At 62.7% G+C, this 22,972-nt stretch carries 17 protein-coding genes; 15 read left to right on the forward strand and 2 right to left on the reverse strand.

Annotated elements, in window-relative coordinates; genetic code table 11:
- The first annotated feature begins 2 nt into the window (after positions 1 to 2).
- From rpmE to AC07PQ_RS13675, 3 genes are all read left to right on the forward strand, one after another.
- On the forward strand, positions 3 to 221 hold the full coding sequence (gene rpmE, locus AC07PQ_RS13665; RefSeq protein ID WP_007925855.1) for a 50S ribosomal protein L31: 219 nt from the start codon (positions 3 to 5) through the stop codon (positions 219 to 221).
- Positions 222 to 262: 41 nt separating this feature from the next.
- Positions 263 to 1,045 (forward strand): thermonuclease family protein, encoded by a 783-nt coding sequence (locus AC07PQ_RS13670; RefSeq protein WP_493185700.1) that lies wholly within the window; start codon positions 263 to 265, stop codon positions 1,043 to 1,045.
- Positions 1,046 to 1,229: 184 nt separating this feature from the next.
- Positions 1,230 to 2,498, forward strand: coding sequence for a malic enzyme-like NAD(P)-binding protein (locus tag AC07PQ_RS13675; protein WP_202698808.1), 1,269 nt, complete (start codon positions 1,230 to 1,232; stop codon positions 2,496 to 2,498).
- Between the two features lie 142 nt (positions 2,499 to 2,640).
- Here AC07PQ_RS13675 and AC07PQ_RS13680 read toward each other — a convergent pair whose 3' ends face one another.
- Positions 2,641 to 5,076, reverse strand: a complete 2,436-nt coding sequence (locus AC07PQ_RS13680; RefSeq protein WP_172963018.1) for a penicillin-binding protein 1A — start codon at positions 5,074 to 5,076, stop codon at positions 2,641 to 2,643.
- A gap of 216 nt (positions 5,077 to 5,292) precedes the next feature.
- Here AC07PQ_RS13680 and AC07PQ_RS13685 point away from each other — a divergent pair, with 216 nt between their 5' ends.
- The 12 genes from AC07PQ_RS13685 (at position 5,293) to AC07PQ_RS13740 (ending at position 21,523) form a co-directional block, all read left to right on the forward strand.
- Positions 5,293 to 6,345, forward strand: a complete 1,053-nt coding sequence (locus AC07PQ_RS13685; RefSeq protein WP_493185701.1) for a pilus assembly protein PilM — start codon at positions 5,293 to 5,295, stop codon at positions 6,343 to 6,345.
- Positions 6,345 to 6,911 (forward strand): PilN domain-containing protein, encoded by a 567-nt coding sequence (locus AC07PQ_RS13690; RefSeq protein WP_493185702.1) that lies wholly within the window; start codon positions 6,345 to 6,347, stop codon positions 6,909 to 6,911. The genes AC07PQ_RS13685 and AC07PQ_RS13690 overlap by 1 nt, the downstream gene beginning before the upstream one ends.
- Positions 6,908 to 7,525, forward strand: a complete 618-nt coding sequence (locus AC07PQ_RS13695; protein ID WP_007925847.1) for a type IV pilus inner membrane component PilO — start codon at positions 6,908 to 6,910, stop codon at positions 7,523 to 7,525. The genes AC07PQ_RS13690 and AC07PQ_RS13695 overlap by 4 nt, the downstream gene beginning before the upstream one ends.
- Positions 7,522 to 8,049 carry a pilus assembly protein PilP gene (locus AC07PQ_RS13700; protein WP_087089780.1) on the forward strand — a complete coding sequence of 176 codons (528 nt, stop codon included), beginning with the start codon at positions 7,522 to 7,524 and terminating at the stop codon, positions 8,047 to 8,049. Before AC07PQ_RS13695 ends, AC07PQ_RS13700 begins: the two co-directional genes overlap by 4 nt.
- 13 nt (positions 8,050 to 8,062) lie before the next feature.
- A complete protein-coding gene (locus tag AC07PQ_RS13705; protein ID WP_087089782.1) occupies positions 8,063 to 10,135 on the forward strand; it encodes a type IV pilus secretin PilQ in 2,073 nt (690 codons plus the stop codon).
- 4 nt (positions 10,136 to 10,139) lie between these two features.
- Complete coding sequence (gene aroK, locus AC07PQ_RS13710; protein WP_009041824.1) at positions 10,140 to 10,658, forward strand: shikimate kinase AroK; 519 nt, start codon at positions 10,140 to 10,142, stop codon at positions 10,656 to 10,658.
- A 148-nt stretch (positions 10,659 to 10,806) separates the two neighbouring features.
- Positions 10,807 to 11,907 carry a 3-dehydroquinate synthase gene (gene aroB / locus AC07PQ_RS13715; RefSeq protein ID WP_007925843.1) on the forward strand — a complete coding sequence of 367 codons (1,101 nt, stop codon included), beginning with the start codon at positions 10,807 to 10,809 and terminating at the stop codon, positions 11,905 to 11,907.
- A gap of 7 nt (positions 11,908 to 11,914) precedes the next feature.
- Positions 11,915 to 13,501 carry an SPOR domain-containing protein gene (locus AC07PQ_RS13720; RefSeq protein ID WP_053259362.1) on the forward strand — a complete coding sequence of 529 codons (1,587 nt, stop codon included), beginning with the start codon at positions 11,915 to 11,917 and terminating at the stop codon, positions 13,499 to 13,501.
- A 350-nt stretch (positions 13,502 to 13,851) separates the two neighbouring features.
- Positions 13,852 to 18,297, forward strand: a complete 4,446-nt coding sequence (gene gltB, locus AC07PQ_RS13725) for a glutamate synthase large subunit (protein WP_493185703.1) — start codon at positions 13,852 to 13,854, stop codon at positions 18,295 to 18,297.
- A gap of 33 nt (positions 18,298 to 18,330) precedes the next feature.
- Positions 18,331 to 19,749 carry an FAD-dependent oxidoreductase gene (locus AC07PQ_RS13730; RefSeq protein ID WP_007925837.1) on the forward strand — a complete coding sequence of 473 codons (1,419 nt, stop codon included), beginning with the start codon at positions 18,331 to 18,333 and terminating at the stop codon, positions 19,747 to 19,749.
- Between the two features lie 227 nt (positions 19,750 to 19,976).
- The gene (hemE, locus tag AC07PQ_RS13735; protein WP_007925835.1) at positions 19,977 to 21,044 is read left to right on the forward strand and encodes a uroporphyrinogen decarboxylase; all 1,068 of its coding nucleotides are present in this window, start codon (positions 19,977 to 19,979) and stop codon (positions 21,042 to 21,044) included.
- Between the two features lie 131 nt (positions 21,045 to 21,175).
- Complete coding sequence (locus AC07PQ_RS13740; protein ID WP_493185704.1) at positions 21,176 to 21,523, forward strand: YgiW/YdeI family stress tolerance OB fold protein; 348 nt, start codon at positions 21,176 to 21,178, stop codon at positions 21,521 to 21,523.
- A gap of 91 nt (positions 21,524 to 21,614) precedes the next feature.
- Here AC07PQ_RS13740 and AC07PQ_RS13745 read toward each other — a convergent pair whose 3' ends face one another.
- Complete coding sequence (locus AC07PQ_RS13745) at positions 21,615 to 22,826, reverse strand: MFS transporter (RefSeq protein WP_493185801.1); 1,212 nt, start codon at positions 22,824 to 22,826, stop codon at positions 21,615 to 21,617.
- Positions 22,827 to 22,972 lie beyond the last annotated feature (146 nt).

Raw genomic sequence — 22,972 nt, forward strand, 5'->3', positions numbered from 1 at the left:
CCATGAAAGCCGATATCCATCCAGAATACCCAGCAGTTGCCGTAACCTGCAGCTGCGGCAACAAGTTCGAAACTCGTTCGACCTTCGCTAAGCCGCTGGCGATCGACGTTTGCAACGAATGCCACCCGTTCTACACCGGTAAGCAGAAGACTCTGGATACCGGCGGCCGCGTTCAGAAGTTCGCCGACCGTTTCGGCGCTTTCGGCGCGAAAAAGGCCTAAGGCTGATCGGTCTGGAAAGCTGTTTCAGCTTCTCCTCGCTGATGAAAAAGGCGTCCCTTGCGGGCGCCTTTTTTGTGTCCGCGATTTGGCTCTCCAGCGCCCAGGCGTTCTGCCCGGCGCCGGTCGGGCTGGCCTCTGTGCAGGTCCAGCGGGTGGTCGATGGCGACACCTTGCGTCTCGTCGATGGCCGCAGCGTGCGCATGATCGGCCTCAATGCGCCGGAACTGGGCAAAAAAGGCCGCACCGATGAGCCCTTCGCGGTTGCCGCCCGTCAGCGCCTGCAGGCGCTGGTGAAGGCCAGCAACGGTCGGGTCGGCCTGCTTCCCGGTCGGGAAAGCAGGGATCACTATGGGCGGACCCTGGCCCATGTCTATGGTGCCGATGGCGCCAACCTTGAGGCGCAATTGCTTGCCGAGGGCCTGGGCTACCAGGTGGCGGTCGCGCCGAACGTCGATTTGTTCAACTGCCAGCAAGCCGCCGAGCGTAGCGCCCGGCAGGCCCGGCTGGGGCTGTGGCGGCAATCGTCTGTACTGAAAGCGGATCAGATAAAGGCCTCCGGATTTGCGCTGCTCAGTGGTCGGGTGAGCAAGGTGCAACGCAACCGGGGCGGTGTCTGGATCGAATTGCAGGATTCGGTTGTATTGCGCATTGCACCCAATCTGCTTGGCCAATTCGATGGCGTGCAGTTGGATCGCCTGCCGGGGCGGCAGATCGAGGCGCGCGGCTGGGTGCTCGACCGTTCACGCAAGGGTGGCTTGAAATCGGGTCAGGTGCGCTGGATGTTGCCGTTGACCCATCCCGGAATGTTCCAGCTGGTTCAATAAATAAAAAATTGTAGACATTTTTTATTTCGATTGTGAACAGTCTACCCCTTGTGTTCCGTGGCTCTTGGCCCAAAGTCGTAGCCTGCGGGCCTTGACAGGGGTGACTGGTCAGTCTTGTAGGGACTTTGCGACACGCGTATCCTCGGCGGTCCGTCTGTCCAACAGTAAAAAGCGGAATGCCCACATGTCTGATTTGAAAACTGCCGCTCTCGAATATCACGCCAATCCCCGTCCAGGGAAACTGAGTGTCGAGCTCACCAAGGCCACCGCTACCGCCCGCGACCTGTCGCTGGCCTACAGCCCCGGCGTAGCCGAACCAGTACGCGAAATCGCCCGCGATCCTGAACTGGCCTACAAATACACCGGCAAGGGCAACCTGGTTGCAGTCATTTCCGATGGCACCGCGATTCTCGGCCTGGGTAACCTCGGCCCACTGGCCTCCAAGCCGGTGATGGAAGGCAAGGGCGTGCTGTTCAAGCGCTTCGCCGGCATCGACGTATTCGACATCGAAGTCGACTCCGAAAGCCCGCAAGCCTTCATCGACACCGTCAAGCGCATCTCCATCACTTTCGGTGGCATCAACCTGGAAGACATCAAGGCGCCAGAGTGCTTCGAGATCGAGCGCGCCCTGATCGAGCAGTGCGACATTCCGGTATTCCACGATGACCAGCACGGCACCGCTATCGTGACTGCGGCCGGCATGATCAACGCCCTGGAAATCGCTGGCAAAACCCTGTCGGACGCGAAGATCGTCTGCCTGGGCGCCGGTGCCGCCGCCATCTCCTGCATGAAGCTGCTGGTGAGCATGGGCGCCCAGATCGAAAACATCTTCATGGTCGACCGTACCGGCGTGATCCACTCCGAGCGCGACGACCTGAACCAGTACAAGGCGGTCTTCGCCCACGCGACCGACAAGCGCACCCTGGCTGACGCCCTCAAAGGTGCCGACGTGTTCGTTGGCCTGTCCGGCCCGAACCTGCTGAGCGCCGAAGGCCTGAGCTCCATGGCTGCCAACCCGATCGTGTTCGCCTGCTCGAACCCTGATCCGGAAATCGCCCCGGAACTGGCGCACGCCACCCGTAGCGACGTGATCATGGCCACCGGCCGTTCGGACTACCCGAACCAGGTCAACAACGTACTGGGCTTCCCGTTCATCTTCCGTGGTGCCCTGGACGTTCGCGCCAAGCGCATCAACGAAGAAATGAAAGTGGCCGCGGCCAACGCCCTGCGCGAACTGGCCAAGCTGCCGGTGCCTCAGGAAGTGTGCGACGCCTACGGCGGCATCAAGCTGGAATTCGGTCGTGAGTACATCATTCCGAAGCCTATGGATGCCCGTCTGATCACCGTGATCTCCGATGCCGTGGCCAAGGCCGCGATCGAGACCGGCGTGGCGACCCTGCCGTATCCGAAGAACTACCCGCTCAAAAGCGTGGATGACGTGTTCAACGGCTAAGCCGAAGACGTGTTGAAAAAAAGCCCCGGCTCGCGAGAGTCGGGGCTTTTTTGTGGGTGTTGTTTTGGATCGGGGGGAGATCCGTGGCGGCTTTGTCGCGGGTAGACCTCGTTCCAGTGGAGAGGTCTGCCCGCGAAGGCGGTCAGAACAGATCGATCGGCGCCGATTCGTCCGCCGGCAGCGGGCTGCCAGGGGCGTAGCCATTGCCCAGTTCGTTGACCGAAGGCGGCGTGTCTTCGCTCTTGAACAGTTCGAAGTAGGCGTTCGGCGTGCCCGGTGTCGCGGCGCGGCCGCTGACCGGATCGACCCGCAGGCTGAGAATGCCTTCCGGCTCGGCCTGAGTATGGGCCGGCTTGTCCTTGAGGGCGGCGCCCATGTAGTTCATCCAGATCGGCAGGGCCACGGTGCCGCCATACTCGCGGCGTCCCAGGCTTTCCGGCTGGTCGAAACCGGTCCAGACCGTGGTCACGTAGTCAGCGTTGTAGCCGGAGAACCAGGCGTCCTTGGATTCGTTGGTGGTCCCGGTCTTGCCGGCCAGGTCGGTGCGGCCCAGGGCCAGGGCGCGCCGCCCGGTGCCGAGCTTGATCACGTCTTCCAGCATGCTGTTGAGGATGTAGGTGGTGCGGCCATCGATGATGCGTTCGGCCACCGCGGGTGCCTGTACAGGGGCCTGGCTCGGGGTTTCGCCAGGGACGTTGTCCACCGTGAAGCCCTGCTGCGCCGGTGCCGCGATCCCGCTGCTGGCCGTGTCGCCAGCCGGTACGCTCGGCGGGTTAGCGGTGAACAGGGTTTCGCCGTTGCGGCTTTCGATCTTGTCGATGATGTACGGCGTGACCTTGTAGCCGCCGTTGGCGAACACGCTCCAGCCGGTGGCGATTTCCATCGGGGTCAGGGTCGCGGTGCCCAGGGCCAGCGACAGGTTGCGCGGCAGGTCCTGTTTGTTGAAGCCGAACTTGCTGATGTAGTCGATGGTGCGGTCCACGCCCAGGCTCTGCAGGAGGCGGATCGAAACCAGGTTGCGCGACTTGTACAGCGCCTCGCGCATGCGGATCGGGCCGAGGAAGGTGTTGGTGTCGTTTTTCGGACGCCAGACCTTGTCCAGGTACTCGTCGACGAACACGATCGGCGCATCGTTCACCAGGCTGGCGGCGGTGTAGCCATTGTCCAGCGCGGCGCTATAGACGAACGGCTTGAAGCTGGAACCGGGTTGGCGCTTGGCCTGCAGCGCCCGGTTGTAGTTGCTCTGCTCGAAGGCGAAGCCGCCCACCAGCGAGCGAATGGCGCCGTTTTGCGGATCGAGGGATACCAGTGCGCCCTGAACGACCGGGATCTGGCGGAACTTGAGCGAGTTGTCTGCCTGGCGCTGCACGCGAATCAGGTCGCCGACCTGGGCGACATCGCTCGGCTGCTTGGGAGCGGCGCCCATGCTGTTGGTGTTCAGGAACGGGCGCGCCCATTTCATGCTGTCCCAACCTACGTGCTCTTCGCCGGTGCGGGTCAGTACCTGCAGGCCGTTCTTGTCGACCTGGGTGACGATCGCCGGTTCCAGGCCGCTGATGCTGCGTTGCTTGGTCAGTTCCTGGGCCCAGGCGGCGTGGGTCTTGCCGGGCAGGCGCGACTCGGGGCCGCGATAGCCATGGCGCTGGTCGTAGGTGATCAGGCCTTCATGGACGGCGGTGTTGGCCAGTTCCTGCAGGTCGCTCGGTACCGTGGTGGTGACGCGGAAACCTTCGGTATAGGCGTCGCTGCCGTAACGACCGACCATCTCGGCGCGGGCCATCTCGGCGATGTACGGTGCGTTCACTTCCGGCGTCGGCACGTGATAGCTGGCGTTCAGCGGCTCGTTGATCGCCGCGGTGTAGTCCGCCTCGCTGATCTTGCCGAGCTTGTACATCCGCCCGAGGATCCAGTCGCGGCGCTCTTTACTGCGCGCCGGGTTGGCCAGTGGGTTGAAGCGCGACGGTGCCTTGGGCAGGCCGGCGATCATCGCCATCTGCGCCAGGCTGACATCGCGAATCGACTTGCCGTAATACACCTGGGCCGCGGCCTCGATGCCGTAGGCGCGGTTACCCAGGTAGATCTTGTTGACGTACAGCTCAAGGATCTCGTCCTTGGTCAGTTGGCGCTCGATTTGCAGGGCCAGGAGGATCTCGGTGGTCTTGCGCGAGAAGCTGCGTTCGCTGCTCAGGAAGAAGTTCTTTGCCACCTGCATGGTGATGGTGCTGCCGCCGGACTGGATGTGCCCGCTCTTGACCAACTGGGTCGCGGCACGCATCAGGCTGCTGGGATCGACGCCGTAGTGGTTGGCGAAATTGTCGTCTTCAGCACTTAGTAACGCATTAATGAAGTTGGGGGGAATGTCGGCGAAACGGATTGGAGTGCGGCGCATTTCGCCGAATTCTGCAATCAACTTGCCGTCGCTGCTGTACACCCGCAGGGGAATCTGCAACTGGATACTTCTGAGCGCCTCTACCGACGGTAACCCAGGACTAAGATAGAGAAACGCGCCGGAGAGAGCGAGGAGCAGCCCGCAGAACACAGCGACGATGGACCACCCGAAAAACTTCAGCAGACGAATCAAGGCTTTTGGATTTCCAGAGAAAGGAATGAATTGGGCGTCAGGTATTCACAGTCAGGAATCGGCTCACGCAGCAGATAAATCGCGGAAAAATCGCTGGGCATTATAAGCATTTTTCCGCCAAGGGCGTCATTTGCCCGTCTGTCAAGACGTGGTGATTGAACGCAATGGACATTCCAGAGTCCGTAAGTCACGGATAGTCATAGGGAATTGGTAGTGCTAGGACTCTTCAGTAAAAAGGCGAGTTCCCTTCTGGGGATCGATATCAGCTCCACCTCGGTCAAACTTCTTGAATTGAGCCGTGTCGGTGGCCGTTTTCGGGTCGAGGCCTATGGCGTGGAGCCGTTGCCGGCCAACGCCGTGGTCGAAAAAAACATCGTCGAGCCTGAAGGGGTCGGGCATGCCCTGTCTCGCCTGCTGGCCAGGGCCCGGCCGGGTGCGAAGCACGCGGCGCTGGCGATGGCCGGCTCGGCGGTGATCAGCAAGGTCATCGAGATGGAGGCCGGGCTGTCCGACGACGATCGGGAAAGCCAGCTCAAGGTCGACGCCGACCAGTACATTCCCTATCCGCTGGACGAGGCCGCCATCGATTTCGACGTCCTCGGCTATTCGGCCCGCAATCCCGAACGCGTCGATGTGCTGTTGGCGGCCTGCCGCAAGGAGCACATCGAAGTTCGCGAGGCGGCGCTCGAGCTCGCCGGGCTGACGGCCCGAGTGGTGGACCTGGAAGTCTGCGCGCTGGAGCGGTCGTTCGCCCTGGCGGCCGGCTCGCCGGCTGCCCGGACCGTGGCGCTGGTCGATATCGGCGCCACCCTGACCACCCTGAGCGTCGTGCATGAAGGGCAGATCGTCTATTCCCGTGAGCAGTTGTTCGGCGGACACCAACTGACCGAACACATCCAGCGTCGCTACGGGCTGTCGAAAGAAGAGGCCGGCCTGGCGAAAAAGCAGGGTGGCCTGCCGGACGATTACGCCAGTGAGGTGCTGCAACCCTTTCAGGAGGCGGTCGTGCAACAGGTTTCGCGCTCGTTGCAGTTTTTCCAGGCTTCCGCCCCGCAACACCAGGTCGATTCCATTCTGTTGGCGGGTGGCAGCGCCTCGGTTCCGGGGCTTGTCCCGTTGATCGAGCAGCGCCTGGGCTTGCCTGCGCTGATCGCCAATCCCTTCGCTGGCATGAGCATCGGTGCCAGGGTCGACGCCGCGGCCCTGGCCAGCGAGGCCCCGTCCTTGATGATCGCCTGCGGGCTGGCCTTGCGGAGTTTCGACTGATGGCGCGGATCAATCTTCTTCCCTGGCGCGAGGCGCGGCGCGAACAGCGGCGTCGCCACTTTTTCCTGGCCCTGGCGGCGGCTGCGGCGGTGGCCCTGGGTGTGTTGTTCGCGGGCGACAGGATCATCGACCGGGCGATCGACAGGCAACTGGCGCGCAACAATCACGTAGGCGCTCAAATCACCTTGCTCGATCAACGGATCGCCAAGATCGGCGAGCTGAAGCTGCATCGCGAGCAACTGGTGGAACGGATGAAGATCATCCAGGATCTGCAAGGCAATCGCTCCACCAGCGCGCGGGTGTTCGACCAATTGGTCCGCACCCTGCCGGACGGGGTGTATTTCACCGATGTCAGGATGAGCGGGCAGACTCTTTCCATCACCGGGGCGGCCGAATCGAACCATCGTGTTTCGGACCTGATGCGCAACCTGGACGCCTCCGACTGGTTCGACGCGCCGAGCCTGACAGAGGTCAAGGCCGCCGGGGCGGACAACGCCGACCAGGTCAATGTGTTTCAGCTGACCGTCCATCAGACCCGGCCCGCCCTGGGCGAGGACGGGCAATGAACCTGTCCGGCGGGTGGGCGCAGATGCGCCGGATCGATCTCGGCGAGCTGGAAATGAGCAACATGGGGGCGTGGCCGGCGCTGGTCAAAGGCGTGGTCGTAGCGCTGGTCATGCTGCTGGTACTGGCCCTCGGCTACAACCTGTACCTCAAGGACCTGTTGCTGCAACTCGACCAGCGCCGGGCGGACGAGGCCGTGCTGAAACAGCAGTTCGCCAGCAAGGCGCGCCTGGTGGCCAACCTCGGGCCTTACACCGAACAGATGAAGGCCATGGAAACCGCCTTTGACCTCATGCTGCGCCAGTTGCCCAGCGATACCGAGGTGCCGGGCCTGCTTGAAGACATCAGCCGTACCGGGCTTGGCAGCGGGCTGGAGTTCGAAGAGATCAAGCTGTTGCCGGAGGTGGTCCAGCCGTTTTACGTCGAATTGCCAATCCAGATCAGGGTTACCGGCGGCTATCACGCACTGGCGACTTTCGTCAGCGGCGTGGCCGGTTTGCCGCGAATCGTCACCCTGCATGATTTCGAGATCAAACCGGTCACGCCGCAGGTCGGTTCGAACCTGCGCATGAACATTCTGGCCAGGACTTACCGCTACAAGGTGCCACGCCCATGAAGCGCGCTCACGGCTTGTTGCTGGTGCTGGCATTTGTCGGGCTGGCTGGTTGTGGCAACGATGACGACTTCAGTGATCTGGATGCCTACATGAACGAGGCGCGGTTGCAGTCGCCCGGCGAGATTGAACCAATGCCGGCATTCGGGTCTTACCCAACGTTCACCTATAACGCCGCACCCTTGCGCAGCCCGTTTCAGCCTGCGGTCAGGGTGGACCTGGCGGCACGTCGGGCAGGCTCGCCTGCGGTCAAGCCGGATCCGAACCGCAGCAAGCAGTATCTCGAGGGCTTCAGCATCGAACAGTTCGAGATGGTGGGCACTCTTTCCAATGCTTCCGGCTTCTTTGCGCTGTTGCGTGGCGCCGGTGGCGTGCATCGGCTGAAGGTCGGCGATTACCTGGGGCGTAACGACGGGCGGATTGTCGCGATCAGCGATTCACAGGTCGAGGTGGTCGAGATTGTTCCCGATGGAGCGGGAGCGTGGCTGGAGCGACCACGGACCATTCCATTAAAAGAACACTCATAGTGGAACTCGCATCATGAACAGGATCTTTTCAGCCTTCGGTATTGCGCTATGGATGGCGCTGCTTTCACCGATGGCCATGGCGGCCAGCCTCAAGGCCCTGGATGTCGCGGCACTGCCGGGGGATCGCCTGGAGTTGAAACTCACCTTCGATGGGCCGGTGCCCGAGCCGCGCGGCTATACCACCGACCAGCCGGCGCGGATCGCCCTCGATCTGCCCGGTGTTGTCAGTCAGCTGGCAGACAAGAGCCGTGACCTGGGCAATGGCAATGCGCGCAGCGTGACGGTGGTCGAATCGGGGCAGCGTACCCGGGTCGTCGTCAATCTGGTCGCGCTGGCGCCCTACAGCACTCGGGTCGCCGGCAATCAGCTGTTTGTGGTGATCGGCCAGGGGGCGACGGCGGTGCTGAGTGCGCCGGGGCAGCCGGCTGTCGCGTCCGGGCGGGCCAAAGCCGTGGCTTCCGTGGGGCGGTCGATTCGCAGCGTGGATTTCCAGCGCGGCGAGCAAGGCGAAGGTAATGTGCTGATCGATCTCTCCGACTCGGGAATGAGCCCGGATATACAGGAGCGCGGCGGCAAGCTCGTTCTCACCTTCGCCAAGGCCCGCCTGCCCGAGCCCCTGCGGGTCAGGCTGGACGTCAAGGATTTCGCCACCCCCGTGCAGTTCGTCAGCGCCCGGGCGGAGTCCGGCAAGGCCATCGTCACCATCGAGCCCGGCGGCACTTTCGATTACTCGACCTACCAGACGGATAACAAACTCACGGTGAGCGTCAGGCCGATGACCTCGGGCGACCTGCAGAAACGCAACGCCGAGCGCTCGGCCTACAACGGCGAAAAGCTCTCGCTGAACTTCCAGGACATCGAGGTCCGCTCGGTGCTGCAATTGATCGCCGATTTCACCAACCTCAACCTGGTGGCCAGCGATACGGTGCAGGGCGGCATTACCTTGCGCCTGCAGAATGTGCCGTGGGACCAGGCCCTCGATCTGGTGCTCAAGACCAAGGGGCTGGACAAGCGCAAGGTGGGCAACGTGTTGCTGGTGGCGCCGGCCGATGAAATCGCTGCCCGCGAACGCCAGGAACTGGAGTCGCAGAAGCAGATCGCCGACCTGGAACCATTGCGGCGCGAACTGCTGCAGGTCAACTACGCTAAGGCCGCGGAGATCGCCAAGTTGTTCCAGTCGGTCACCCGCGCCGAGGACAAGTCCGACGAGCGCGGGTCGATCACTGTCGATGAGCGGACCAACAACATCATCGCCTACCAGACCCGGGAGCGCCTGGACGAGCTGCGTCGGATTGTCAGCCAGCTGGATATCCCGGTGCGCCAGGTGATGATCGAAGCGCGGATCGTCGAGGCCAACGTCGACTACGACAAAAGCCTGGGCGTTCGCTGGGGCGGCTCGATCCAGAACCAGGGCAACTGGAATGCCTCGGGGGTCAGCAACGGCACCAACGGTTCCTCCACCATAGGCACGCCGGGCAGCACCAGCAGCAACTCACCGTTCGTCGACCTGGGCACTACCGCCAATACCTCCGGCCTGGGTATCGCCTTCATCACCGACAATGTGTTGCTGGACCTTGAGCTGACAGCCATGGAAAAGACCGGTAACGGGGAAATCGTCTCCCAGCCCAAGGTCGTCACGTCCGACAAGGAGACGGCGAAGATCCTCAAGGGCACGGAAATCCCCTATCAGGAAGCCGCCTCCAGCGGGGCGACCTCGGTGTCGTTCAAGGAGGCCTCGCTGTCCCTGGAGGTGACGCCACAGATCACCCCGGATAACCGCATCATCATGGAGGTCAAGGTCACCAAGGACGAGCCGGACTACCTGAACAAAGTCCAGGACGTGCCGCCGATCAAGAAGAACGAGGTTAACGCCAAGGTCCTGATCAACGATGGAGAGACCATCGTCATCGGTGGAGTTTTCTCCAATACGCAAAGCAAGGTTGTAGATAAGGTGCCATTTCTCGGCGATGTGCCGTATCTTGGCCGCCTTTTCCGGCGTGACGTGGTGTCGGAGAAAAAATCCGAGCTGCTGGTATTTCTCACTCCGCGTATCATGAACAACCAGGCGATTGCTGTGAGTCGTTGATTCTGTGCGAAATTTGATTCTTGTTGGGCCAATGGGGGCTGGAAAAAGCACCATTGGTCGCTTGCTGGCCAAAGAGCTGCGCCTGCCATTCAAAGATTCCGATAAGGAAATTGAGTTGCGCACGGGTGCCAATATCCCGTGGATCTTCGATAAAGAAGGTGAGCCGGGCTTTCGTGATCGGGAACAGGCCATGATCGCCGAGCTGTGCTCCGCCGATGGCGTGGTCCTGGCGACCGGCGGCGGCGCGGTGATGCGCGAAGCCAACCGTCTGGCGCTGCATGCCGGGGGGCGTGTGGTCTATCTGCATGCTTCTGTGGAGCAGCAGGTCGGTCGCACCGCACGGGATCGCAATCGACCGCTGCTGCGCACGGCCGATCCGGCGAAGACCCTGCGGGACCTGTTGGCGATTCGCGATCCGCTTTATCGGGAAATCGCCGACCTGGTGGTTGAAACCGATGAACGGCCACCGCGCATGGTGGTGCTGGACATACTGGACCGCCTGCAGCAACTGCCTCCCCGTTAATGCGCGGCGTGAAATGCGCTATCCTCGGCGCCTTGCCATGATCGCTCGCGGTTGTGGCGCATGGCTATTGCGCGGCGTCAGAAAGCCAGGCGATGCCAGTCGTTAATGCAAGGCAGGACACCAGCTTCCATCTTCACTGTGGGGACACATGCAGACACTTAAGGTCGATCTAGGCGAGCGCAGCTACCCGATTCATATTGGCGAAGGTTTGTTGGACCGGCCCGAGTTGCTGGCTCCGCACATCGCCGGGCGACAAGTGGCGATCGTTTCCAATGAAACCGTAGCGCCGCTGTACCTTGAGCGTCTGAAACGCAGCCTCGCCCAGTTCTCGGTGATCTCGGTGGTTCTTCCCGACGGCGAAGCGTTCAAGAACTGGGAAACCCTGCAGCTTATTTTCGATGGCCTGCTGACCGCACGCCACGATCGCCGCACCACGATCATCGCCCTTGGCGGCGGGGTGATCGGCGACATGGCCGGCTTTGCCGCCGCCTGCTACCAGCGTGGCGTCGATTTCATCCAGATTCCTACCACCTTGTTGTCCCAGGTCGATTCGTCGGTGGGCGGCAAGACCGGTATCAACCATCCGCTGGGCAAGAACATGGTCGGTGCCTTCTATCAGCCGAACGTGGTGCTGATCGATACCGCCTCGCTCAATACCCTGCCGCCTCGCGAGCTGTCGGCCGGCCTGGCGGAAGTCATCAAATACGGTCTGATCTGCGACGAGCCCTTCCTTACCTGGCTCGAAGACAACGTCGACCGCTTGCGAGCCCTGGACCAGCAGGCGCTGACCTATGCCATCGAACGCTCCTGCGCGGCCAAGGCGGCCGTGGTGGGCGCTGACGAGCGTGAGTCCGGTGTGCGCGCCACGCTGAACCTGGGGCATACCTTCGGCCACGCCATCGAAACCCACATGGGCTATGGTGTCTGGCTGCATGGTGAAGCGGTTGCCGCTGGCACCGTAATGGCACTGGAGATGTCCGCACGCCTTGGCTGGATTAGCGCCGAGGAGCGTGACCGCGGCATTCGCCTGTTCCAGCGCGCAGGCTTGCCGGTCATTCCGCCCGAGGAAATGACCGAAGCGGATTTTCTCGAACACATGGCAATTGACAAGAAAGTGATCGATGGTCGTTTGCGTCTGGTGCTGTTGCGCCGCATGGGCGAAGCCGTAGTGACCGACGATTATCCGAAAGAGGTTTTACAGGCCACGCTGGGAGCGGATTACCGCGCCCTGGCTCAGCTTAAAGGTTAAGATCCCCATGACTAGTTTGCATGCCGACGAGGCTTTCCTCGGCCACTATCAATTGAGCCATGACCCTTTCGCTCCACGGGTGCCTGGCTTCAAGTTTTTCCCCGCCCAGCGCAAGCCGGTGCTGGGGCAACTGCATCACCTGGCGCGCTACAGCCAGCTGCTGCTGGTCGTGACCGGCCCGCAGGGCAGCGGCAAGACGCTGCTGCGTCAGGCGCTGGTAGCCAGTACCAACAAGCAGTCGGTACAGAGCGTGGTGGTTTCCGCCCGCGGTGCCGGCGACGCGGCGGGCGTGCTACGGCAGGTGGCCCAGGCTCTGAATGTCGAGCAGGCCGAAATCGGCCCGATCCTGGCGCAAGTGGTGCAACTGGCCCTGACCGGCCAGGAAGTCTATCTGCTGGTGGATGACGCCGAGCAGCTCGACGAGTCGGCGCTCGAGGCGCTGCTGGCGCTTGCCGCCGGTGCTCCGGAAGGTCGCCCGCATGTGTTCCTGTTCGGCGAGTCGTCGCTGATTGCCGGCCTGGAGCAGCTGAGTGCGGAAGAAGAGCGCTTCCATGTCATCGAACTGCAGCCTTACACCGAAGAAGAAACCCGCGAATACCTGGCGCAGCGTCTCGAAGGCGCAGGACGGGGTATCGAACTTTTCTCCGCGGATCAGATCAGTGATATTCACGAAGGCTCCGATGGCTGGCCTGGCAACATCAACCAGGTCGCCCGGGATGCAATGATCGAAGCCATGATTGCCAGCCGCTCAGCGGTCAAGCGTCCAAGTATGGGGTTCAACATGCCGAAGAAACACGTATTGGCGATATCCGCAGTCGTAGTGGTGGCCGTTGCCGCTGCCTGGCTGATGCCGGGTCGCAGCAAGGCACCAAGTACCGGTGCGCCAGCCAACGAACAGGCGCAGCTGCCGCTGGGCCAGACACCGCAACCGAACAGCAATGGCAGCCCGGCTGTCGAGTTCGCCGGTTCTTCCCAGCCAATGCCGCTGCCATTGGTCGGCCAGTCGCAACCGGTGATGCGCGGCCCTCTGGCCGAAGCCGCCGGCGGGATCACCGAGGGGGACGATGGCGTGCCGGTGGAAGGCTCCAGCGCCACGCCGCCGACCGTGACCACTATCGCACCACCAGCCGGCGTGCCGGCCGGTCCGGCGCCGACGCCTGAAGCCCGTCCGACCCCGGCACCGACCCAGGTCGCTGCCGCGAAGCCGGCTCCGGTGGTCAAGCCTGCGCCTGCTCCGGTCAGCAAGCCGGCTGCACCGGCCGCCAAGCCAGCCGAGAAACCTGTCACCGTAGCCAAGGCCGCCACCGGCGGTAGCTGGTACGCCGGTCAGGCGCCAGGCAACTACGTCGTGCAGATCCTGGGCACCAGTTCCGAAGCCGCGGCGCAGAGCTTCGTCAAGGAGCAGGGCGCTCAGTACCGTTATTTCAAGAAAGTCCTCAACGGCAAGCCGCTGTATGTGATCACTTACGGCAGCTTCAGCAGCCGTGATGCAGCCGTTACCGCTATCAAGGCCTTGCCAGCGAAGGTTCAGGCTGGTAAACCTTGGCCTCGCACTGTCGCCAGCGTCCAACAGGAACTGGCAGCAACTCGCTGAAGATTCGGCGGCCTTACCCAGGCCGCCTCTCCCAGCACCTCAAAAAAATCCGCATGCGCATGCTGCCTTCAAGGCCGCGTGCCTTGTGGTGTCTGCGTCACAGTAGCTTTTGAGTCGTCGCGGTCCGAACTAAAAAAGTTTTGACTAGCACAGCATATCGCTTTAAACCTTTCATAAATGCGACATAGATTTGCGACATTTCGTCGCCAAATTTGTGAGCGTCTGTGTCGGTGTGTACAATGACCTCCCTTTTGCCCCCGCAAAGCCGGCGTACGTTCGGCGTGGATGGTAACTGGTTGAATTGAAAAGAAATTTGTCTCGATAAGAGGCAGCCTGGTGAGAAAGTGTCTATGAAAGCAGGTCTGTACCAACCAGATGAATTCAAGGATAACTGCGGTTTCGGCCTGATAGCCCATATGCAGGGCGAACCCAGTCATACCCTTTTGCAAACGGCCATCGAGGCCCTGACCTGCATGACCCACCGCGGTGGGATCAACGCGGACGGCAAGACCGGCGACGGTTGCGGTCTGCTGATTCAGAAGCCTGACGCGTTCCTGCGAGCCATTGCCCAGGAAACCTTCAGTGTCGAATTGCCCAAGCAATATGCCGTGGGCATGGTCTTCTTCAACCAGGATCCGGCCAAGGCCGAAGCCGCTCGCGAGAACATGAACCGCGAGATCCTGGCCGAAGGCCTGCAACTGATCGGCTGGCGCAAAGTGCCGATCGATACCAGAGTTCTCGGCCGCCTGGCCCTGGAGCGCCTGCCGCAGATCGAACAGGTCTACATCGGCGGCGAAGGCCTGAGCGACCAGGACATGGCGGTCAAGCTGTTCAGTGCCCGTCGTCGTTCGTCGGTAGCCAACGCCGCCGATACCGACCACTACATCTGCAGCTTTTCCCACAAGACCATCATTTATAAAGGCCTGATGATGCCGGCGGACCTCGCCGCCTTCTATCCGGACCTGGGTGACCCGCGCCTGCAAACCGCGATCTGCGTGTTCCACCAGCGCTTCTCCACCAACACCCTGCCGAAATGGCCGCTGGCGCAGCCGTTCCGCTTCCTCGCCCACAACGGCGAGATCAACACCATCACCGGCAACCGCAACTGGGCCCAGGCCCGGCGCACCAAGTTCACCAACGACCTGATGGATCTGGAAGAACTCGGCCCGCTGGTCAACCGCGTGGGTTCCGACTCCTCGAGCATGGACAACATGCTGGAGCTGATGGTCACCGGCGGCATCGACCTGTTCCGTGGCGTGCGGATGATCATTCCGCCTGCGTGGCAGAACGTCGAGACCATGGACGCCGACCTGCGCGCGTTCTACGAATACAACTCCATGCACATGGAACCGTGGGACGGCCCCGCGGGCGTGGTCATGACCGACGGCCGCTACGCCGTCTGCCTGCTCGACCGTAACGGCCTGCGCCCGGCGCGCTGGGTCACCACCAAGAACGGTTTCATCACCCTGGCTTCGGAAATCGGTGTCTGGAACTACCAGCCCGAAGACGTGATCGCCAAGGGCCGTGTCGGCCCGGGCCAGATCTTCGCCGTGGATACCGAAACCGGGCAGATCCTCGATACCGACGCTATCGACAACCGCCTGAAGTCCCGTCATCCGTACAAGCAATGGCTGCGCAAGAATGCCCTGCGCATCCAGGCGACCATGGAAGACAACGACCACGGTTCGGCGTTCTACGACGTCGACCAGCTCAAGCAGTACATGAAGATGTACCAGGTCACCTTCGAGGAGCGTGATCAGGTGCTGCGTCCCTTGGGCGAGCAAGGCTATGAGGCGGTCGGCTCCATGGGCGACGACACGCCGATGGCCGTGCTGTCCCAGCGTGTGCGCACGCCGTACGACTACTTCCGCCAGCAGTTCGCCCAGGTCACCAACCCGCCGATCGACCCGCTGCGCGAAGCCATCGTCATGTCCCTGGAGATCTGCCTCGGTGCCGAGCGCAACATCTTCCAGGAATCGCCTGAGCACGCTTCCCGCGTGATCCTCAGCTCGCCGGTGATCTCGCCCGCCAAGTGGCGCTCGCTGATGAACCTCGACCGTCCGGGCTTCGAGCGTCAGGTCATCGACCTGAACTACGAGGAAAGCCTCGGCTTGGAAGCGGCGATCCGCAACGTCGCCGACCAGGCCGAAGAAGCCGTGCGCGCCGGTCGCACCCAGATCGTCCTCAGCGACCGCCATATCGCCCCGGGCAAGTTGCCGATCCACGCGTCCCTGGCCACCGGCGCGGTGCACCACCGCCTGACCGAGAAGGGCCTGCGCTGCGACTCCAACATCCTGGTGGAAACCGCCACCGCGCGCGATCCGCATCACTTCGCGGTGCTGATCGGTTTCGGTGCCTCGGCGGTCTATCCGTTCCTGGCCTACGAAGTGCTGGGCGACCTGATCCGTACCGGTGAAGTGCTGGGCGACCTCTACGAGGTGTTCAAGAACTACCGCAAGGGCATCACCAAGGGCCTGCTGAAGATCCTGTCGAAGATGGGTATCTCGACCATCGCGTCCTACCGCGGTGCGCAGCTGTTCGAGGCCATCGGCCTGTCCGAGGAAGTCTGCGAGCTGAGCTTCCGTGGCGTGCCGAGCCGCATCAAGGGCGCGCGTTTCGTCGACATCGAAGCCGAGCAGAAAGCCCTGGCTGCCGAAGCCTGGAGCCCGCGCAAGCCGATCCAGCAAGGCGGCCTGCTGAAGTTCGTCCACGGTGGCGAATACCACGCCTACAACCCGGACGTGGTCAACACCCTGCAAGCCGCCGTGCAGCAGGGCGACTACGCCAAGTTCAAGGAATACACCGCGCTGGTGGACAACCGCCCGGTGTCGATGATCCGCGACCTGTTCAAGGTGAAGACCCTGGACACGCCGATGGACATCAGCGAAGTCGAGCCGCTGGAATCGATCCTCAAGCGTTTCGACTCCGCCGGCATCTCCCTGGGTGCGCTGTCGCCGGAGGCCCACGAAGCCCTGGCCGAAGCCATGAACCGCCTGGGTGCGCGTTCCAACTCCGGTGAAGGCGGCGAAGACCCGGCGCGCTACGGCACCATCAAGAGCTCGAAGATCAAGCAGGTGGCCACCGGCCGTTTCGGCGTGACCCCGGAATACCTGGTCAACGCCGAAGTGCTGCAGATCAAGGTGGCCCAGGGCGCCAAGCCCGGCGAAGGCGGCCAGCTGCCGGGCGGCAAGGTCAACGGCCTGATCGCCAAGCTGCGTTACGCGGTACCGGGTGTGACCCTGATTTCGCCACCGCCGCACCACGACATCTATTCCATCGAAGACTTGTCGCAGTTGATCTTCGACTTGAAGCAGGTCAACCCGCAGGCGCTGGTTTCGGTGAAGCTGGTGGCGGAAGCCGGCGTCGGCACCATTGCCGCTGGCGTGGCCAAGGCCTACGCCGACTTGATCACCATCTCCGGCTACGACGGTGGCACCGGCGCTTCGCCGCTGACCTCGATCAAGTACGCCGGTGCGCCGTGGGAACTGGGCCTGGCGGAAACCCACCAGACCCTGCGCGGCAACGACCTGCGCGGCAAGGTCCGGGTGCAGACCGACGGCGGCCTGAAAACCGGCCTCGACGTGATCAAGGCGGCGATCCTCGGCGCCGAAAGCTTCGGCTTCGGCACCGCGCCGATGATCGCCCTGGGTTGCAAGTACCTGCGCATCTGCCACCTGAACAACTGCGCCACCGGCGTCGCGACTCAGAATGAGAAGCTGCGCAAGGACCACTACATCGGTACCGTCGAGATGGTGGTGAACTTCTTCACCTACGTCGCCGAGGAAACCCGTGAGTGGCTGGCCAAGCTGGGCGTGCGTTCGCTGGAAGAGCTGATCGGTCGCACCGATCTGCTGGAAATCCTCGAAGGCCAGACCGCCAAGCAGCATCACCTGGACCTGACCCCGCTGCTGGGCAGCGACCATATCCCGGCGGACAAGCCGCAGTTCTGCCAGGTCGATCGCAACCCGCCGTTCGACCAGGGCCTGCTGGCCGAGAAAATGGTCGCCATGGCCAAGCCTGCGATCAACGACCTCAGCGGTGCCGAGTTCGCGCTCGACATCTGCAACTGCGACCGTTCCATCGGTGCGCGGATCTCCGGCGAAATCGCCAAGGTCCACGGCAACCAAGGCATGGCCAAGGCGCCGATCACCTTCCGCTTCAAGGGCACTGCCGGTCAGAGCTTCGGCGTGTGGAACGCCGGCGGCCTGAACCTCTACCTCGAAGGCGACGCCAACGACTACGTCGGCAAGGGCATGACCGGCGGCAAGCTGGTGATCGTTCCGCCGCAAGGCAGCGCCTACAAGACTCAGGACAGCGCGATTATCGGCAACACCTGCCTGTACGGCGCCACGGGCGGCAAGCTGTTCGCCGCCGGCACCGCGGGCGAGCGTTTCGCCGTGCGCAACTCCGGTGCCCACACCGTGGTGGAAGGCACTGGCGATCACTGCTGCGAATACATGACCGGTGGTTTTGTCTGCGTGCTGGGCAAGACCGGTTACAACTTCGGCTCAGGCATGACCGGCGGTTTCGCCTACGTGCTCGACCAGGACAACACCTTCGTTGACCGGGTCAACCACGAGCTGGTGGAAATCCAGCGGATCAGCGGCGAAGCGATGGAAGCCTATCGCAGCCACCTGCAGCGCGTGCTGGACGAATACGTCGAGGAAACCGGTAGCGAGTGGGGCCGTAACCTGGCCGAGAACCTCGATGACTACCTGCGTCGCTTCTGGTTGGTCAAGCCGAAGGCTGCCAGCTTGAAATCGTTGCTTTCCAGCACCCGTGCCAACCCGCAGTGATATGCGCCTGAAGAGTTTGATGAGGTTTTAACTATGGCTGAACGTCTGAATAATGACTTCCAGTTCATCGAGGTCGGGCGCAAGGATCCGAAGAAGAAACTGTTGCGTCAACGCAAGAAAGAGTTCGTGGAGATCTACGAGCCCTTCAAACCCCAGCAGTCGGCCGACCAGGCCCATCGCTGCCTGGGTTGCGGTAACCCGTACTGCGAATGGAAGTGCCCGGTGCACAACTTCATTCCCAACTGGCTCAAGCTGGTGGCCGAGGGCAACATCCTCGCCGCCGCCGAGCTGTCGCACCAGACCAACACCCTGCCGGAAGTCTGCGGCCGGGTGTGCCCGCAGGATCGCCTGTGCGAGGGTGCTTGTACCCTCAACGACGGCTTCGGCGCGGTGACCATCGGTTCGGTGGAGAAGTACATCACCGACACCGCCTTCGCCATGGGCTGGCGCCCGGACATGTCCAAGGTCAAGCCGACCGGCAAGCGGGTCGCGGTGATCGGCGCGGGCCCGGCGGGCCTGGGCTGCGCCGACGTGCTGGTACGCGGTGGCGTGACCCCGGTGGTGTTCGACAAGAACCCGGAAATCGGTGGCCTGCTGACCTTCGGCATCCCCGAGTTCAAGCTGGAAAAGACCGTGCTGAGCAATCGTCGCGAAGTTTTCAGCGGCATGGGCATCGAGTTCCGCCTCAACACCGAGGTGGGCAAGGACGTGACCATGGAGCAACTGCTCGAAGAATACGATGCGGTATTCATGGGCATGGGCACCTACACCTACATGAAGGGCGGCTTTGCCGGTGAGGACCTGCCGGGCGTGCACGACGCGCTGGACTTCCTGATCGCCAACGTCAACCGCAACCTGGGCTTTGAAAAGTCGCCGGAAGACTTCGTCGACATGAAGGGCAAGAAGGTCGTGGTCCTCGGTGGCGGCGACACGGCGATGGACTGCAACCGCACGTCGATCCGCCAGGGCGCCAAGGCGGTAACCTGTGCCTATCGTCGTGACGAAGCGAACATGCCGGGCTCGCGCAAAGAGGTGAAGAACGCCAAGGAAGAAGGCGTGAAGTTCCTCTACAACCGCCAGCCGATCGCCATCGTCGGCGAAGACAAGGTCGAAGGCGTGAAGGTGGTCGAGACCCGTCTCGGCGAGCCGGACGCCCGTGGCCGTCGCAGCCCTGAGCCGATCCCGGGTTCCGAAGAGGTCATCCCGGCCGACGCCGTGGTCATCGCCTTCGGTTTCCGTCCGAGCCCGGCGCCGTGGTTCGAGCAGTTCAGCATCCAGACCGACAGCCAGGGCCGCGTCGTGGCGCCGGAACAGGGCCAGTACAAGCACCAGACCAGCAACCCGAAGATCTTCGCCGGTGGCGACATGGTGCGCGGTTCCGACCTGGTGGTGACGGCGATCTTCGAAGGCCGCAACGCCGCCGAAGGGATCCTCGACTACCTGGGCGTGTAAATCTGCTTGATCGGCGTCGCTCCATTCGCGGGCAAGCCTCGCTCCTACAGGAATGCCACCGGACCTGTAGGAGCGAGGCTTGCCCGCGAAGAGGCCGGCCGAATCAACGCAGAATTAGCCGATGTAGTCCGCGACAAATTGACCCGATAGATAAAAGGCACGGCTCTCGCCGTGCCTTTTGCGTCGCGCTCTGAGAAAATGCCCGCACTTTTTTTCCGGATGCCGACATGACTGCCCTGAAGAACGACCGTTTCCTTCGTGCCCTGCTCAAGCAACCCGTAGACGTCACCCCGGTGTGGATGATGCGTCAGGCTGGGCGCTACCTGCCTGAATACCGCGCCAGCCGTGCCAACGCCGGTGACTTCATGAGCCTGTGCATGAACCCGGAGTTCGCCTGCGAAGTCACGCTGCAACCGCTGGACCGTTATCCACAACTGGATGCGGCCATCCTCTTCTCCGACATCCTGACCATCCCCGACGCCATGGGGCAGGGCCTGTACTTCGAAACCGGCGAAGGCCCACGTTTCAAGAAGGTCGTCAGTACCCTGGCCGATATCGAGGCCCTGCCGATCCCGGATCCGCACAAGGACCTGGGTTACGTGATGGACGCGGTCAGCACCATCCGCCGCGAGCTTAACGGCCGCGTGCCGCTGATCGGCTTCTCCGGCAGCCCCTGGACCCTGGCCACCTACATGGTCGAAGGCGGCTCGTCGAAGGACTTCCGCAAGACCAAGGCGATGCTCTACGACAACCCGCAAGCCATGCACCTGCTGCTGGACAAGCTGGCGCAGTCGGTCGTCAGCTACCTCAACGGCCAGATCAAGGCCGGCGCGCAAGCGGTGCAGATCTTCGACACCTGGGGCGGCAACCTGTCGGCGGCGGCCTACCAGGAGTTCTCCCTGGCCTACATGCGCAAGATCGTCAGCGGCCTGATCCGCGAGCATGAAGGGCGCAAGGTGCCGGTGATCCTGTTCACCAAGAACGGCGGCCTGTGGCTGGAAAGCATTGCCGACGCCGGTGCCGACGCCCTGGGCCTGGACTGGACCTGCGACCTCGGCGAAGCGCGCCGGCGGGTCGGCAACAAAGTCGCCTTGCAAGGCAACATGGACCCGACGGTGCTCTACGCCAAGCCGGAAGCGATCCGTGCCGAAGTCGGGCGCATCCTTGCCAGCTACGGCAAGGGCAGCGGCCATGTGTTCAACCTTGGCCACGGCATCACCCCGGAAGTCGACCCGGAGCACGCCGGCGCTTTCCTGCGCGCGGTGCACGAATTGTCGGCGCAGTATCACCAGTGATCGCGACCCGATAACCAGGCCCGGCATTCGCCGGGCCTTTTTTGTGCCCGGGAAACGGCCTGGCGGATTAAGTTTCAATTCAGCCTGACTGGTTAATCTGGCGCTATCGAAACCCACATTGGATCACTGCCATGAAAACCCGTTACCTCGTTCTATTGCTCGCTCCGCTGTTCAGCACCGCCGTCCTGGCTGTCGGCTACACCGGTCCTGGCGCCCAGGCCGTCACCAGCGTCGCGGCGGCCAACGATGCCGCGGACGATACGCCGGTGGTGTTGCAGGGCCATGTGGTCAAGAAGCTGAACAATGACGACAAGTACGAATTCAAGGATGCCAGCGGCACCATCACTGTCGAGATCGACGACGAAGACCTGCCGCCAGTGGCGTTCAACGAGAAGACCCAGGTCAGGCTGACCGGTGAGGTCGAGAAGGGGTTGATGAAGCGTGAGATCGACGTCGACCTGGTGGAGATCGTCAAGTAAGCCGATCGACAGTCTTCAGCTATCGCCATGCCGGCGACCGGCCCCTGCGTATGGATCGCGGGGGGTGGTCGCCGGCATGTTCGTTTAGCAACTACCGAGTGGCCAGTGGCGGCAGTTTGGCCAGCTTCAACGCCACCAGCAGCGCCACCAACAGCAGGGCGCTGATAAACAGGCCGATGCCGTTCCACCCGGCCATGTGCCAGAACACCCCGCCCGCCGTCCCGGCGATGCTCGATCCGGCGTAATAGCTGAACAGGTACAGCGATGAGGCCTGGCCCTTGGCCTTGAGGGCGCGCCGGCCGATCCAGCTGCTGGCGACCGAGTGGGCGCCGAAGAAGCCGAACGTGAAGATCAGCATGCCGATGATCACCACCGGCAACGCGCTGAGCATGGTCAGCGCGAGGCCGGCGAGCATCAGCGAGATGGTGGCCCAGAGCATTTTGCGCCGTCCCAGGCGGTCGGCCAGGGCACCGATTTTCGCCGAGCTGTAGATCCCCGACAGGTACACCACCGACAGCAGGCCGACGAAGGCCTGATCCATGTGATACGGCGCGGCCAGCAGGCGATAGCCGATGTAGTTGAACAGCGTGACGAACGCGCCCATCAGCACGAAGGCTTCGAGGAACAGCAGCGGCAGGCCGGCGTCGCGAAAGTGCATGACGAAGCCGTCCAGCAGGCTGCGCGGGTGCAGCGAGCGGGCGCGGAAGTTGCGCGATTCGGGGAGGATTCTCCAGAACACCGCCGCCGCGATCAGCGCCAGGCCGCCGATCACCAGCATTGCCGTGTGCCAGCTGACGAAGTCGATCAGCACCCCGGTGATCAGGCGACCGCTCATGCCGCCAATGGCGTTGCCACCGATGTACAGGCCCATGGCCAGGCCGATGTGCTGTGGGTGGATCTCTTCGCTCAGGTAAGTCATCGCCACCGCCGCCAGGCCGCTCAGGGACAGTCCTACCAGCGCGCGCATTAGCAGCACCCCGTGCCAGCTCGGCATCAGGGCGCTGGCGAGGGTACACAGCGCGGCGGCGAACAGGGCGGCCACCATCACCGGCTTGCGGCCGATGCGGTCGGAAATCGGCCCGGTGATCAGCAGACCGATGGCCAACAGGCCGGTGGCGACCGAGAGGATCAGGCTGCTCTGCGCGGCGTTGATGGAAAATTCCCGGGACAGCAGCGGCATCATCGGTTGCACGCAGTAGAGCAGGGCGAAGGTGGCGAAACCGCCGCTGAACAGCGCCAGCACCGTGCGCATGAACATCGGCGTGCCTTTTTCGATGTAGACCTCGTTCAGTTGCGCGACCACCCCATCGAGGGCGGTGGGAGGGAGTTCGTGGGCGAGTGGAGCGACAGCGGTTTTCACGGGGGACCTCGGGGGGAGCGCGGCCGGTCAGGCAATGGAAAAAAGCATATAGCTGGCTAATGTTTCTTTCCAATATATTGTTCGACCTG

This window comes from Pseudomonas sp. GW821-FHT09E12, assembly GCF_059416085.1.

Excerpts from the sequence above, each read along its gene's own strand:
- rpmE (WP_007925855.1), top strand. The coding sequence starts at position 3 with ATGAAAGCCGATATCCATCCAGAATACCCAGCAGTTGCCGTAACCTGC.
- AC07PQ_RS13670 (WP_493185700.1), top strand. The coding sequence starts at position 263 with ATGAAAAAGGCGTCCCTTGCGGGCGCCTTTTTTGTGTCCGCGATTTGG.
- AC07PQ_RS13675 (WP_202698808.1), top strand. The coding sequence starts at position 1,230 with ATGTCTGATTTGAAAACTGCCGCTCTCGAATATCACGCCAATCCCCGT.
- AC07PQ_RS13690 (WP_493185702.1), top strand. The coding sequence starts at position 6,345 with ATGGCGCGGATCAATCTTCTTCCCTGGCGCGAGGCGCGGCGCGAACAG.
- AC07PQ_RS13695 (WP_007925847.1), top strand. The coding sequence starts at position 6,908 with ATGAACCTGTCCGGCGGGTGGGCGCAGATGCGCCGGATCGATCTCGGC.
- AC07PQ_RS13700 (WP_087089780.1), top strand. The coding sequence starts at position 7,522 with ATGAAGCGCGCTCACGGCTTGTTGCTGGTGCTGGCATTTGTCGGGCTG.
- AC07PQ_RS13705 (WP_087089782.1), top strand. The coding sequence starts at position 8,063 with ATGAACAGGATCTTTTCAGCCTTCGGTATTGCGCTATGGATGGCGCTG.
- aroB (WP_007925843.1), top strand. The coding sequence starts at position 10,807 with ATGCAGACACTTAAGGTCGATCTAGGCGAGCGCAGCTACCCGATTCAT.
- AC07PQ_RS13720 (WP_053259362.1), top strand. The coding sequence starts at position 11,915 with ATGACTAGTTTGCATGCCGACGAGGCTTTCCTCGGCCACTATCAATTG.
- gltB (WP_493185703.1), top strand. The coding sequence starts at position 13,852 with ATGAAAGCAGGTCTGTACCAACCAGATGAATTCAAGGATAACTGCGGT.
- AC07PQ_RS13730 (WP_007925837.1), top strand. The coding sequence starts at position 18,331 with ATGGCTGAACGTCTGAATAATGACTTCCAGTTCATCGAGGTCGGGCGC.
- hemE (WP_007925835.1), top strand. The coding sequence starts at position 19,977 with ATGACTGCCCTGAAGAACGACCGTTTCCTTCGTGCCCTGCTCAAGCAA.
- AC07PQ_RS13740 (WP_493185704.1), top strand. The coding sequence starts at position 21,176 with ATGAAAACCCGTTACCTCGTTCTATTGCTCGCTCCGCTGTTCAGCACC.